13 protein-coding genes are annotated in these 14,282 nt (G+C 40.9%); 8 read left to right on the top strand and 5 right to left on the bottom strand.

Features of this window, described 5'->3' with window-relative positions:
* The first annotated feature begins 189 nt into the window (after nucleotides 1-189).
* The 5 genes from ACXAH9_RS14955 to ACXAH9_RS14935 all read left to right on the top strand — a co-directional run bounded on the left by ACXAH9_RS14955 (nucleotide 190) and on the right by ACXAH9_RS14935 (nucleotide 5,138).
* Entirely contained in the window at nucleotides 190-516 is a 327-nt protein-coding gene (locus ACXAH9_RS14955; RefSeq protein WP_474895660.1) for a PadR family transcriptional regulator, read from the top strand.
* Nucleotides 513-3,110: an ABC transporter permease gene (locus ACXAH9_RS14950; RefSeq protein ID WP_474895659.1), complete on the top strand. Its 2,598-nt coding sequence runs from the start codon at nucleotides 513-515 to the stop codon at nucleotides 3,108-3,110. Before ACXAH9_RS14955 ends, ACXAH9_RS14950 begins: the two co-directional genes overlap by 4 nt.
* Nucleotides 3,111-3,202: 92 nt before the next feature.
* Nucleotides 3,203-3,937, top strand: coding sequence for a tRNA1(Val) (adenine(37)-N6)-methyltransferase (locus tag ACXAH9_RS14945; protein ID WP_474895658.1), 735 nt, complete (start codon nucleotides 3,203-3,205; stop codon nucleotides 3,935-3,937).
* Between the two features lie 15 nt (nucleotides 3,938-3,952).
* On the top strand, nucleotides 3,953-4,777 hold the full coding sequence (locus ACXAH9_RS14940; RefSeq protein ID WP_474895657.1) for a class I SAM-dependent methyltransferase: 825 nt from the start codon (nucleotides 3,953-3,955) through the stop codon (nucleotides 4,775-4,777).
* A gap of 67 nt (nucleotides 4,778-4,844) precedes the next feature.
* Entirely contained in the window at nucleotides 4,845-5,138 is a 294-nt protein-coding gene (locus ACXAH9_RS14935) for a rhodanese-like domain-containing protein (RefSeq protein ID WP_474895656.1), read from the top strand.
* A gap of 96 nt (nucleotides 5,139-5,234) precedes the next feature.
* On the opposite strand, the gene ACXAH9_RS14930 is transcribed toward ACXAH9_RS14935, so the two are convergent.
* Nucleotides 5,235-6,440 (bottom strand): sensor histidine kinase, encoded by a 1,206-nt coding sequence (locus ACXAH9_RS14930; protein ID WP_474895655.1) that lies wholly within the window; start codon nucleotides 6,438-6,440, stop codon nucleotides 5,235-5,237.
* A gap of 202 nt (nucleotides 6,441-6,642) precedes the next feature.
* On the opposite strand from ACXAH9_RS14930, the gene ACXAH9_RS14925 reads away from it, so the two are divergent.
* Together ACXAH9_RS14925 and ACXAH9_RS14920 are read left to right on the top strand one after the other, a co-directional pair.
* Nucleotides 6,643-7,383 (top strand): hypothetical protein, encoded by a 741-nt coding sequence (locus ACXAH9_RS14925; RefSeq protein WP_474895654.1) that lies wholly within the window; start codon nucleotides 6,643-6,645, stop codon nucleotides 7,381-7,383.
* A 199-nt stretch (nucleotides 7,384-7,582) separates the two neighbouring features.
* A complete protein-coding gene (locus tag ACXAH9_RS14920) occupies nucleotides 7,583-8,155 on the top strand; it encodes a peroxiredoxin-like family protein (protein ID WP_474895653.1) in 573 nt (190 codons plus the stop codon).
* A 2-nt stretch (nucleotides 8,156-8,157) separates the two neighbouring features.
* Here ACXAH9_RS14920 and ACXAH9_RS14915 read toward each other — a convergent pair whose 3' ends face one another.
* On the bottom strand, nucleotides 8,158-10,506 hold the full coding sequence (locus ACXAH9_RS14915) for a GAF domain-containing protein (RefSeq protein WP_474895652.1): 2,349 nt from the start codon (nucleotides 10,504-10,506) through the stop codon (nucleotides 8,158-8,160).
* Nucleotides 10,507-10,689: 183 nt separating this feature from the next.
* Here ACXAH9_RS14915 and ACXAH9_RS14910 point away from each other — a divergent pair, with 183 nt between their 5' ends.
* The gene (locus ACXAH9_RS14910; protein ID WP_474895651.1) at nucleotides 10,690-11,196 is read left to right on the top strand and encodes a ClbS/DfsB family four-helix bundle protein; all 507 of its coding nucleotides are present in this window, start codon (nucleotides 10,690-10,692) and stop codon (nucleotides 11,194-11,196) included.
* On the opposite strand, the gene ACXAH9_RS14905 is transcribed toward ACXAH9_RS14910, so the two are convergent.
* From ACXAH9_RS14905 to ACXAH9_RS14895, 3 genes are read right to left on the bottom strand one after another with little or no spacing between them, the layout of a single operon-like run.
* Complete coding sequence (locus tag ACXAH9_RS14905) at nucleotides 11,193-11,981, bottom strand: peptidoglycan-binding domain-containing protein (RefSeq protein ID WP_474895650.1); 789 nt, start codon at nucleotides 11,979-11,981, stop codon at nucleotides 11,193-11,195. The two genes, ACXAH9_RS14910 and ACXAH9_RS14905, sit on opposite strands and share 4 nt — an antisense overlap.
* A 4-nt stretch (nucleotides 11,982-11,985) precedes the next feature.
* Entirely contained in the window at nucleotides 11,986-13,695 is a 1,710-nt protein-coding gene (locus ACXAH9_RS14900) for a DUF4230 domain-containing protein (protein WP_474895649.1), read from the bottom strand.
* Nucleotides 13,692-14,282, bottom strand: a complete 591-nt coding sequence (locus tag ACXAH9_RS14895) for a DUF4230 domain-containing protein (RefSeq protein WP_474895648.1) — start codon at nucleotides 14,280-14,282, stop codon at nucleotides 13,692-13,694. The genes ACXAH9_RS14900 and ACXAH9_RS14895 overlap by 4 nt, the downstream gene beginning before the upstream one ends.

Raw genomic sequence — 14,282 nt, 5'->3', positions numbered from 1 at the left:
TCTTAAAAATAGAAACATATCATTTACTATTGCCGTATGATTAATTCTTAAAAGTAGAAAGTAATACGAAATCTTGTTTAGCATGTCATTTCGACTGAAAGGAGAAATCTTTAATGTTATGACAACTGCATCATCAATAGTAGATTTCTCACATGCGTTCGAAATGACACAACAGTAAAGAGTAGTAACATGAAAGGATACATCGGTGAATTTGAAGAGCTGGTCTTGCTAACCATCGCCAACCTGGCAAAAGATGCCTATGGCGTAGCAATACTCAATGACATATCAGAAAGGGCCAATCGCAAACTAAGCATTGGCGCACTGCATTCTACCCTCACCCGCCTGGAAGAGAAAGGCTACATCTCCTCCTACCTTGGAGAACCAACAAATGAACGAGGCGGCAGACGTAAACGCTATTTCGAACTGACAGACAGTGCCAAAGTGGAGCTTTCCAACATGAAAGTACTGAGAGATCAACTTTGGGCAGGTGCTAAACTCAATTTATCTACCAAATGAGTTACCCTCCTGCTCTTGCACAAAAGCTACTAAAATGGTTTGCCGGAAGGGCAGACCTGGAAGACATTCAAGGTGACCTTGATGAGGTCTATGGACTAAACCTTGAAGAGTCCGGTAAAGTAAAAGCCGGCTTTAAATACTGGATGCAGGTGCTCTCGGTCCTGTTTTCCTACGGACTAAAAAAGCGGAAGACTAAAGCCGCGTACTCTCCATTTTATCACAAAAACTCAATTGCAATGTTTAAAAACTACTTCAAAATTGCGTTTCGAAACTTCTCGAAGCACAAGCTTTTCACTTCCCTCAATATGCTCGGGTTAGCCCTGGGCATGTCTATCTGTCTTTTAGCCCTATCGATTTCGGTGGCGATCTATCAATCTGATAATTGGCAGGCGAATAAAGAGCGCATCTTCCAAATTAATACACACATTGTGGATCAGGATGACGATCGTACGTTTGCTTCGACCTTTCGTGCTATGAGTGATCACCTCATGGATCAATATCCATTCATTGAGAAAGCTGTCTCCATTCAATCAGACTTTATCCCCATGGTAAATCATAATGGTAGCGAAATTCCCATCCAGGGATACCTGACTGAGCAATCGTTTCTGGATATTTTCAGCTATCGGCTGATCAAGGGCAACCAAAAGACTGCCTTGAACACACCCAACAGCATGGTCTTGACAGAGAAAACAGCAGAATTACTCTTTCGAGATGAGGAGCCTGTGGGAAAATCACTGGAAACAGATCATGGAATTTTTACTGTCACAGGTGTCATGGAAAATCCAAAGCAAACTCATCTCTATTTTGACATGCTTGCCACGCCAGCTGTGAGGAAAAGCAACATTGCCGATGACTGGAGGAATCACCATAGAAACTATGTGTATGTGCTTTTGGATGAAGCTGACTCTGAAAAGGGTTTAAAACAAGCATTGAAACAAGTAGAAGAAAAAGCTGCAGTCTTCAATCCGGGACATGAAGTCGCATTTGAATACATCCATTTAGAGGGTGTAGTCCCTCGATGGAATATCAGCCAGGCAATCGGGATCGGTTGGGATGAGCCTTCTATGATATTTTTTATGTCGATAGGGCTTTTGGTCTTGTTACCTGCTGTTTTCAACTACACCAACATGTCGATTGCCCGGGCACTTAAGCGCGCCAAAGAGATAGGTATCCGAAAAGTGGTGGGTGCGGAAAAGCATCAGATCAAGGCACAATTTATCATAGAGACCATCTTACTTTCAGTCATTGCATTGATTGGATCTTTGGTTCTCCTATACCCAATGAAGCAAGAATTTTTGGGTATGATTATCGGTGGTGGAATGCTGAATACCAACCCCAACTTCGCTCAGATTATTACTTTCCTGGTTTTTTCCATTTTGGTTGGCATTTTCGCTGGACTCTTCCCCGCTCAGTTCTTTGCCAGGCTCAATCCAATCCAAACCATGAAGGGTGAAATTAAAAACGGGAAAAGTACCGTTTCTGGATTTAAGAAAGGGTTATTCGTTTTTCAATTTTTCCTATCGCTTGTTTTCGTTATAGGTGTGTTAGCCATGGCCAGACAATACACCTATGTACTCAATAATAATCACGGATTTCAGTCTGAAAATATCCTTTCAGTTCCCTTGGAAGGTGTAGACAGACAACTTGCTTTAAATGAATTAGGTAGTCATCCTGATGTGAAAGGGATTACAGCTGCTTCCAGTCTTCCAGGGGTATTTCTGGATGGGCAACAGGAAGTAACCGCCAATCAAGTTGACACGATTGATGTGAAAGAGGTCTTTATTGGAAACAATTTTATAGAGAACATGCAAATGGAACTGGTCTGGGGAGATGGCCAATCTCTACAAGCATCGAACCGGAATGAGGAGTTAGTGCTGGTAAATGAGCGCTTCATTGAAGGCTTGAAAGTCTTTAACATTCAGAAAGATACCCTCAGGTTTACTCTTGCAGATGGTACCAACTGTAGAATTGTGGGCATCCTGAAGGATTTTAACTATGAGCCATTAAACCAAATTATTGATCCGCTTTTAATGCGTTATTCCTTAGAAGAGAGTAAATACGCATTGCTTTCTGTAAGCTCTGAAAATATTAAGCGAACGGTCAATGAACTTGAAGATCGATTTAAAAGCATCGATCAGGAAGTCAATTTTCACGCTACTTTCCTGGACGATGAAATCGAAGACGCTTATTGGTTTTTGCGTACTCAAATGAAATTTTTCAGTGTGTTAAGCACTTTGGCAATTACTATTTCATGCCTCGGGCTTTTAGGCATGGTTACTTACACCACAGAGAACCGGACCAAAGAAATTGCTGTGCGAAAAATCATGGGTGCTTCTGATCCCAGCCTGTATTACTTGCTGACCAAGGATTTTATAAAATTGATCTTAATTGCCGCTTTGATAGCAATCCCATTTTCTTACATTTTTTACGATAAGTTATTTCTATATGTCTTAATTCGATACGGTACAGGCCTTGGATTAATGGAGATTCTCATAAGCATTCTATTCCTTTTTCTTGTTGGACTATGTTCTATTTATTGGCAGACATCCAAAGTAACAAAAGCCAATCCGGCAACTAAGCTGAGGTATGAGTAAATCTTTCGTCATTGCGAACAGAGTGAAGCAATCTCATTATTAAGATTGCTTCATTCTTTCGTCACTCGCAATGTCGTTGATATCTTCGCTCCATGCCAAACACTTACTTCCAATTCAAGCAGTTTCGCATCGAGCAGGCACAATCAGGTATGAAAGTAACCACCGATGGATGCTTGTTTGGAGGCTGGGTAGCGGAAGAGATTCAAAAAACGAAAGAGCCTGGACACATACTAGACATTGGGGCAGGTACCGGTCTACTTTCACTGATGCTGGCACAGGTTACGGAGCTAGCTGAAATCACAGCTTTAGAAATCAATGAAGCTGCCTACAAAGAAGCCATTTACAACTTCCAGCATTCCCCCTGGAAAGAACGATTGTGGTGTAGCCATACCTCCCTGCAAAATTTTGATTCAGGCAAATATGATCTAATCATATGCAATCCACCATTTTTCAAGGGCAGTCAGGAAGGTCCAAACACGAATAAAAATCAGGCTATACATTCAAGTAGTCTGGACGCTGAAGAGCTGCTCGATCACGTTATCAGATTACTTGAACCGAATGGAAGCTTTTACCTTCTTTATCCTAAAAGAGAGATGCAAGCATTCAAACAAATGGCATTTCATAAAGGGCTTAATCCCGTTCATCAGGTGGTCGTAAGGAACCAGAAAGATCATCCGGTATTTCGATCAATGATACACTTCAAATTGAAAGAAGCGAATGAATCAACCTCAGAACTGATCATTCGAAAAGCAGATCGGAAGTACACGAAAGAGAGTTGGAATCTATTGAAGGACTATTATCTGGAGTATAATAATCCTAACTTGTAAAAGAAACTGAGCAACATGAACGCTTCGCCCGGCAAGTCCATTCAATCACACTATCATCGCGATCACTTATATGAAATGATTCTTGAAAAACTTGATGCAATAGGTGTGAATCTCAAGCAGGTCAAAAGAACCGATCTCTCCAAAGTAGACGAATTTCATGTAAGAGGTGCCGAAGTATCAAACGAACTGGCTGGTAGCATTAAAGCCGGATCTAAATTATTGGATGTTGGATGTGGTATTGGAGGCCCTTGCAGATTGCTTGCAGATGAATACTCTTGCGATGTGACAGGAATTGATCTTTCGAATGAATTTATTCGAACGGCTAAAAAACTGAGTGAATTAGTAGGTCTTAATCAAATCACATTCAAACAAGCGGACGCCACCTCACTCCCATTTGAGGATGCTTCTTTTGATGTAGTGTGGACGCAACATGTACAGATGAACATCTCTGATAAGATGAAATTCTATTCGGAGATCAGTCGGGTACTGAGACCAGAGGGAAAGTTCATTTATTACGATATTTTCCAAACGGGAGAGGGATCTATTCCCTACCCCATGCCCTGGGCTGAAACAAGCGATATCAGCCACTTGTTTTCTCTATCCGAAAAGTCTGAGATTTTTAACAGAGTAGGTTTAGAAAGCGAATATCACACAGATGAAACTCAGGCTGGAATAACATTTTTCGAAAACCTTTTAAGGAAAATAGATCAGGGAAAAGGCCCGACCCTGGGACTGAATGTACTGATGGGTGCTGATACCCGAATAAAGCTTGGCAATCTTTTGAATGTCCTTAGGAACGGAGACCTTGAATTGGAAAGTGGTGTTTGTGTTAAAAAGTAAAGGTCTTTTATGACTTCCCTGAACTTTATTGAACCATCATTACTTTTACCTTAAATAGAAAACAACCATGCTAGGATTATTTAATAAAGGAAAGAAAATCAATCAGTTCATTCAGGAGGGTGCTGTCATCATTGATGTGCGCACCAAAACCGAATATGAAGGAGGCCACCTTCGTTCCAGCAAAAACATTCCATTGGACAACATCCCCAGCTACATGGGTCAACTAGATAAAACGAAACCTATCATCACCTGTTGTGCATCAGGTATTCGAAGCGGACAAGCAAAGCGCATGCTCAAAGCCAATGGCTTTAAGGTGATAAACGGTGGCGGTTGGATGAGTCTGGAGAAGTACGGCTTGTGAAGTCCAAAAAAATAATACCTTACAAAATGAGGAGTTAATTTACATTATCTGGCGGTTCCCAATCTTTATTACCCCCCTTATCATCTATCTTATGAATTAGTTTGGTTTTGGAAGAGAAACAACAAACTTAGCACCCACTTCCGGGGATTCAATGGTTATGCTTCCATTGAGAGAATCAACCAACCGCTTTACAATTGCAAGGCCAAGGCCAGTACCTTTTCCTGATTCCTTATCTCGATCCAAAACCCTAAAAACATCAAAAATTTTACTGTGGGCATCTGACGGTATACCTGGCCCATTATCTTCAACGGACAGAACATAGTTTTCACCTTCTTCTTCCAGTTTAATCAGAACCTTTGTAACCTCCTTATCATTGTATTTGATTGCATTATTGACAAGGTTCAGCAAAATCCGCTCAACTGCTGATTGGTTCGTGGTAATTGAACTGACTGAAAATTCAAATTTGATTTCTAACTGTTCATAAGCTGAAAACAAAGCCAGTACATCCTCCTTTAATTTATCCTCTGATACCTCGGTAAAGGCAATGTCTTGGAGATGGGTGGATTTTGAATATTCCAACAGTCGATCCACAAGCTGACTGAGTTGTCCACTTGCATTGGAGATGATGGTCACCAACTCTCTCGCCTGCGAAGATTCCTTATCGAGATATTCATCCTGATCCAATAATTTAACCAGCTCGTTAATGCCCACCAAGGGGCCTTTCACATCATGTGCTACGGTTGAGGCAAAGCGATCCAGCTCTTCATTAAGCTGCTCCAATGAATTAATCGATAATTCTAGCTCCATTTTCTTTCGGCGAAGCTCCAGAATATTCATGATTTGTTTTCCCAAAGCTCTGAGAGCCTTTTTTTGCTTGTCGTTTAGCGTTTTTGGTTTGTCGTCAATCACACACAAAGTCCCTAATGAGTATCCATTATCATTAACTAATGGAACACCTGCATAGAAAGTCACATTAGGCGCATCAGTCACCAGCGGGTTGTCATGAAAGCGTTTGTCCTCTCTGGCATCATTTACAATAAATAGTTCATCCGGTTCATTGATTGCGTGTGCACAGAATGCATATTCTCTTGGAGTCTCGTTTGCTCCTAAACCAAACCTGGATTTAAACCACTGCCGATTTTCATCTATGAGGCTTACAAGAGATATACTGGTACCGCAAATTTCAGCGGCAATACTTGTCAAATCATCATAATCCTCCTCTGGAAGTGTGTCTAATACTTGATACGCATTAAGTTCTTTTATGCGTTCATCCTCATTCTTAGGAATTTCAGGCTTAATCATATGGCAGGCACTTTTAGGCGTTTACAGATCAAATGATCCATATTAAATTCAAGATATAGAAAGAACCACAAACCAAGCAAAAAAGTTATCCTAAAAGGCTCTATATCATGTAGCCTATGATTTTAGTCCTACATTTATAAACTTCAGTACTTCATTTTGTAAAACCACTTATCTTTAAATCACACCCAATCAAGTTAACCATATGAGGGATCACTTTAAGCACCTACACCTTTGGCTCATTATCCCTTTTATTATCACAATTGCAGGATTTTATAACTCGTATTGGTCTCGATTTATCGATTCAAACATCAATCACCACTTTCATGCACTCAGTGCCACAGCATGGTATTTATTGTTGATCATGCAGCCATACTATTTCACGCGTGGACAAATGAAAGCGCATCGAACTTTTGGAATGATCGGATTTTTGATTGCCGGTTTCGTTGCTGCTTCTGCACTGGGTGTAGTGAGAGGTCATATTACAGACCTTGATCCGGTATTAGATGATTTCATTTATCAATATCGCTATTCACTTTCATTGACAGACTATATCTACATTGCTGGATTCCTCCTTACTATTATCATGTCAGTTGTTTATCGGAGGGATACACCAAAACACAGCGCATGGCTTATCAGCTCAGTTTTCTGGGTTTTCTCACCAGCTACTGATCGCTTCACTTTTTTAGTACTAAATCCCTTACTGAATGCAAATGCTGAATGGTTTGATTTTGAAGCACAATTTTGGATCAGCCACCTCTTCATTATTTCCATTTTATTGGTGATTGTCATCCTTGAGTATCGGAGAGGAATGAAGTATTTACTACCCTATATATTAATTGCCGTCTTTCATATTGTCAACCCGCTACTGCTTATTGGGCTGGCTGATTCGGAAGCATTGGCCAATTGGTTTGAGTTTATGTACCGCCCACCTTTTTCTGAATAAAAAGGTGTCACTCTGTGAACTAAAAAGATGTGGGTTAGTGCAGAGGAAATAAAAAGTAATATCAATGGCGTCTTCCAGGATCATACCGATCTACCCTAAGAAGGCCAAGGATTAAGTTTCTCACTTCTTTCACGTAAATCAAAATCCACAACTAAACATTTCTTCGTATATCAAGTTCATTCAAACAACTATCTACTTTATGACCCATCCAGAAGGCAGGCTGACCCTTGATATCAACAGTCCGGCACCCACTTTTAAACTTACAGATGTCTTTGATCGAGAGGTTGATTTAGCTTCATATAAAGGCAAAAAAGTACTGATCGCTTTTTTTCGTCATGCCGGATGTCCGTTTTGTAATACTCGAGTACACAGTCTTCAAAAACACTACGCTGAACTTAAAGCAAAGCGCCTGGAAATGGTCTTTTTCTTCGAATCAAAAAAGGAGATGCTACTAAAAAGTCATTTTCACAAAGAAATCTCCCCCATACCTCTTATATCTGACCCTGACAAAGTCTGGTACGATGCGTATGGTGTAGAGAGCTCTGCATTAAAATCTGCTAAAAGTCATTTCACCTCCTTCTTTCAAAAAGTCTTTGAAGCCAAAAAGAAAGACCTTCCTGTTCACTGGATGGCTGGAGAAGAATCCATTAAAACGATCCCTGCTGAGTTTCTAATGGACGAACGAGGCATAATCCGTAAAGTCCATTACGCAAAAGGGCTTAGAGACCGAATGGCAATAGATGAGATCAAAGCTTTCGCAGAGCTTGGTTAAAACTACCTAATATTCCCCTCCATCTCTTTGATCAATTCATCCACGGTGAGGTTACCTGAGTAGTTGATATCTACACGAAGTGCACTCAATCCATGGACGCCTTGCAGGTCCTGCAACTCAAGGTCCTCAACTCCTTCTTTTAAATATCCTTTATCCGTCAGGTAATCAATGTACGTGCGGTATTCCTGAGCATCCTGTTCTTGTGAATACACAATAGCGATACTGCCTGGTCGTGTAATTCGTTCCTTCGTCCCTTTGATGTATGCTTTGTCTACCCTTTTCTTAATGATCTCATAACGGGCATTGTAGGCTCCCTCCACATCAAACTTTTTCTCATCCATTCGGAAGTGAACGGAAATTGGGGTGTTGTAGACAAGGATCAAAGAGGCAATTTCAATGGAAAAGTCCATCGATTTTCTCAGAGTATTGAATTCATTTTCCATTTCACACATGACCGCCAATTGCCAAAGTCTCAGATTCTTTAAAAATACTTTATCGAACAGGTGATCTTTTGTGATCGACTGCCCTATATACATGTTGAATTCAACTCCATCGGTTTTATACCGCTCGAAATAATGCGGAAACATGTGTTGTGCTTCAATCTGTCTTTTATCAATAAAGCTTGCCAAATGCTGATTGATGCGATTCACGCTCTGATCATACTTTTTTCTTTCCTCATAAACGGTTTTTAGGTCGTCATCCAATAGTGCATAATATTCAGCAATGAGCGGACGAAGCGCTGCATTTGTCTTATGCAAATAGTCCAAAACCGGATACACATCCTGCTTCAGGAAAGTCAGTATCTTATGCTCACTGCCAGCTGCTAGATCACCAGCTAGTTCTTCAATGCTCCTGTCCAGACGAAACTGAAGCTCCTCATACACCGGCATGGATTTTTTACTATTTGCTTCTTTGATCACTTTCGAGACGCTCTTAAGCTGCTTAATGAGATCAGCACTCACTGCTTTATTCCTTCGTTCGGATGATCCCTTGATGTCCAATTGCCCATAAAGTGGATACAATTGATCAAACACGATATCTTTAAAAACAGGCTGTTGTCCTTCCAGTTGCTCTTTCATGAACTTCTGAGCCTCCTCTTCAAAACGCCATTTCACAGACGGGTGAATGGTGGTACATTCCTGCTGAATAATGGCTTCAACAAGGTTTTGAGCCTCCGTTTGGAATCGTTTTTTAGCCATTCCTAAAATAGGCATGACTTGCTTGAGTGTCATTAAAACACCGCGATGAAGCTTGTATTCTTCTTTAGAACCAAGCTCCAGAAATCCCAAAAGTTCATCTTCATGTATGACCGGAGCAATAACATAGCTTTTGAGTTTTGAGTCAAGGAGTTTTTGAGAAAGTCCGCTCTGCCCCATCTCATGAAACATATCTGCACTGGTTATGACCAAAGGTTCTTTTTCCTCAAATAATGTACGATAACTATATGGGCATAGATCTTCACTACAATTTAGATATTCTCCCTGCTCAAGAATCAGGCTATTAATCGCAGACTTCTCCATAGCCTGTAGCTGACCACTACCACAGTTCACTACACCAATGTGTAATGAAGAATCATTGAGCATTTTCCGTATGCTCCTTTTTATATTTTCAAATGAGTCAGGATCGTATACGAGCAGACTTGAAGTGATCGAATTAATAGCCTGATCAGCCGTTACATCTACTAAATTAAGAATGTTTAGCCCACGCATGATCCAGCTATTAGGCGGAAATTTCTTTTTCCATAGCTTCATGTCACCAAAGTTCTCAATGAGTTCCTCATAATCCTCACGAGTGATATCTACTGCCCGATCAGTAGGCTCAAATTCTGACATATCTGCATTTATAAGGAGCTTGTAAGTGCGGGTGAGTCCCTGGACCTTATTTTCTATTTCAAATAATTGTGGGTTTGAAATGCTTACAGGATAACCATAGTAACTACCCAAAATGAAGTAGCAGCAATACAGATAGAAAGTGTCCTCATTCACGTCCCTCATAGTAAAAGAAAAAGGCTGTCCAGAAGCTTTTATGATAGTTTTAAACCGCTCTGAGGAATAAAGTGGCTCAAAGTAAAAAGGTGGAGAAAGGATTTTGATTTCATTGGTGGAGAGAACTGCAGGAAATAATGGCTTACTCAATTTCTCAATCGCCCTCTGGTACTTTTTGAGCTGAGACATATCTGAGATACCGTCTTTGAGCTCCGGATACTTCTCCACTATTGCAAGCAGTTCTTTTGCGTAAGTGGCTGCTTCCTTATCCTTGGAACGGGCCTGCTTTTCCAACTGCTCGATCAGCTTAAAAAAGCTGACCTGCATAATGGCAGGAAATTCCACTTCTTTTCCATTGTAGATCATTGGTCTTTCATTGAGGAAAATTAATAACGTTAAAAAGGCGTTGAGGATTCCTTGCTATTGGAAATAGTCTTCATACACCATCAGATACCATTATTCCTAAATAATTAGAATGCTCAATGAGACTATTGAGGAAATAATTCCTTATTTTGATTTAGTTAAATAATATAAGGTCAATAGTTGCTTATGCCCCGCCCTCAATCGAAAAATGAACTCCTAGAGCAAAGTGAGAAGAGTTTTAGCCAGCTCATTGAGTTTACAGAATCATTCAGCGCTACTGAGCAAGAAGCAGAATTCCCTCAAGGCACACTGAACCGTAACATTCGAGATGTTCTGGCACACCTTCATCATTGGCATCTTTTGTTCCTTGACTGGTACAATGTAGGAATGAGTGGTGGCAAACCGAAAATGCCAGCAAAAGGATATTCCTGGAAATCTACTTCAGAATTAAACCATGATATCCGTGAACAGTACAAACACTTAAAAGTAGATCTAGTACATGATAAATTTAAAAAGTCTCACAACCAATTAATGGAGATTATCAAGAGTCATACGAATGAAGAGCTTTTTGAGAAAAAAAGGTATAAATGGACAGGGTCAACTTCATTGGGTGCTTATTTGGTTTCAAGTACTTCCAGTCATTATGATTGGGCATTTAAGCTGATCAAAAAAGCAAAGAGGAAATCATATTAAATCACTTTATACACATCAATTGTATGTCTTTGAAAATTCCTTCGTCTCAGGCATACTTCAAAACCTTCCCTTGAGCCTTCATCATTGGTATTTCCTTCGATTGTGTGCATCCAATCACCTTCCACACCTATCACAATTCCAGTATGCACCCAATCATACTTTGTTTTCATATTGAGGAACACATCCCCTTGTTCTATAAGTTGAGGATTGCTGCGGACATTCACATTGCGATACAATTTCTTCTCCTTTAGCCCATGACTACCAACCACATCACAGCTATACGAATGTGGCATGATCTCCGTGAATCGCTTTCCAATAGTTGTTGTGGCCTGATCCAGAATGGTTTGAACAAAACCCATGCACCACGCCCACTCTTTGCCTTCATTCCCATCCATATAGGCCCTTACCCATGGGCCAATGTTTGAATTGTAGAGCTCCCTGGGAATATTTTGCAGATGCTGTCGCGCATATGCCACAATCAATTGTCGAAGATCGCTTCCTTCAATTCTGCTAAAGGCATTAAACATGGGACTGGATAACATGCGAAACGTATTTGGTCCAACCACTCCATCAACCTCCAACTTTTTATGTGCTTGGAAATCCCGTACTACAGCTTCCGTTTGCTGACCGTAATCTCCATCCACCGACACCCGATGAAACCATCCGGGATCCACAAATCGCCAGAGATTTAGCCATTCCTGTACTTTTTGCACATCGTACCCCTTTTCTCCAACCTTCAAGAGCTTTGAGATATTTAGTTCTTTGATGTAGTGTTTTTTTATCATGGCGTTATTTTTTTAGTCTGTCAATAAAATCAGTGACTCGTGCCTGCATCCGTGTCAACGGGCGAAGCTTATCCTCATGAAGCTGCTTTCGTTCGATTACCTTTCGCACGGTATCTATTTCCGAAAGCAGAATAGAATCCCATGGTCTCGACACCTTAGCGGTAAGGTCAATCCATTTCTTAGGATCCACAGTATCCTGCAATGGGATTACCTGATATTTGAATTTGCTTAAATCCAATGTACTGTCATATCGTGAGAGAGAAACACTATCAAGTGCCACCAGCGATGTGTTCCACTCTTGCCTGAAATCGCCAGAGGTAAACCAGTCTTTATTGGCTAATATCACGGATGTAGTCAGGTTTAACTCATCTAATCGTAAGGTGTCACGAGTTGTAATAAGCTGGATCACATCGGTAGAATCGATATGGAGGGTGTCCCTCAAAATATGGGCAACACCAAGTGAATAATAGCTAAAAGGATGTTCCTTTTCCAGAAAAGACAACTTCTTTAAGCCCGCCACAAATCGTCTGAAATGTTGGCTCATTTTCTCAGCCTTCTCTTGCCCTACGGTATCTATAGTACTTCTGTATTGTTGGTACAAACTGTCAATAAATACAGCCTCCTGCCGGTCAATGAGCGTATCAGCTTTTATAGTAGCAAGATGTAGGTCGTATGGATGGGTATGAAATGAAACCTGAAGATCAGGCTCATCCAGCAGTAATGAAAAGAAATTTCTTAGTGCATCTTTTCCATTTTCCTCAGCACGTTTCACTATGTCTGCGCCGCGCGCTTGTGCCAGCAACTTTTGTTTGCATTGGCGCTTTACCTCTTTGGCCTCCTTGAAATTTACCTTGCCTGCGAAAGACACCAACTCAAAACCCTTGACTTTGCGCTCAGGTATAAACCAGGGATTGATATCTGCATCCAGCACGGTAGGCTTAATCCCATAGAAGTGGATCATCTTTCGATCTTCCTCATAGAGGAAATTGCTCTCGTCCAGTTGTCCAAAATCAAAACCTGCTTTTACCGACCCTCGCCCTATGAAAACGATATTTTTCTTCTTCTCTCTCTCCAGGTCCTCTCCTACCACATACTGATAAAACGGGAAGAAATCATAAACAAATGCAGGCACATCCAGCAGGTAAGCATTCATCGCTGAATCCAACCTGTCTCCCTTAAGTCGACTGGTTTTTTTTAGCTGTTTGTACTTTTTATTGAAATCCTTGAGCATGCGTTTGTAGATGGTCTGCTCTACATTGCCTACCAGTTTGCCTTCTTTGTAAATGCGGCTCATCTTCCTGGATAAATAATTATTTCCCAGGCAAGCCACAAACTCATTAAAGGTGTTGTTTGTAGGTAAGTCCAGGTGAAATTCAGTGTTTCTTACCCTGGACTTCAGCTGGTTCTTACTGTTTTTATTTTCCCAAATAGTAAGAGCCAACTCCTGCCAGGCATCTTCAGCAAAATCGGTAAGGGTGTCTTCCGGAAACTCGGTAAGCTTAAATTCCTTCCACGAAGAGATTACTTCCCCATAATACTCGGCTGTTACCAGTTGCCCGATATCTCTTACACCTGTTACCAGGTTAGCCGTTTGTTTGGTACGTGCTTTAGTAAACATGCCGATGGGATCCCAAAAAGTAAATGCGATGATGGCTCCTACGACAAGAACAATGTCCAGAAAAAGCTTCCAGTTTTTAAGAAGGAAATAAATCATATACCCACCTCCCCTTCTGTGATTTCCGGAATCAATTCTCCCTTATGGAATTCAATGTATATTTCCTGATACCCCAAAGTACGAAGCAGATTCTCCAGCATGATCCGCGTCTTCTTCTCTGTAGCCTCGATGATGTTCATGTGCTTCAGGGAATTTCGAATATCGATCTCTGCATCCTGAAAGAACTTTTCCTGATCATTCAATGAAATCCGATTAAGGAACGCATCTGTTGAGATCAGTGTGTCCATTTCAAAAAGCTCTGCAGGATATGAGAAATTGATAACCTCTACCGGGGGGAGTTTTAATGAGATGCTCTTCCCTTCAATATCTACATCCTCCTTTCTTAGTTTCTTCAGATCTACCCCTGCTTTTACGATCGCTTTAGAATGGGCGAGAAACTTCGCTTCATTAAGCTTTACCACCCAGAGGAGTCGTTTTCGCTTCACTCCATACACTATCTTATCAATGGTAAATTCCGTTGTAGCCAGCTTCGAAGCTTTCTTAATCTTACCTACCACCAACCCCCGCTCGTCCTTGCAGGCCGACAGCAAAACAAATAACGACACGATGTAAATAAGCCGTTTCAT

Source organism: Ekhidna sp. ABH4_415, from assembly GCF_056161305.1.
This window is presented reverse-complemented; position numbering and strand designations above follow the sequence as displayed.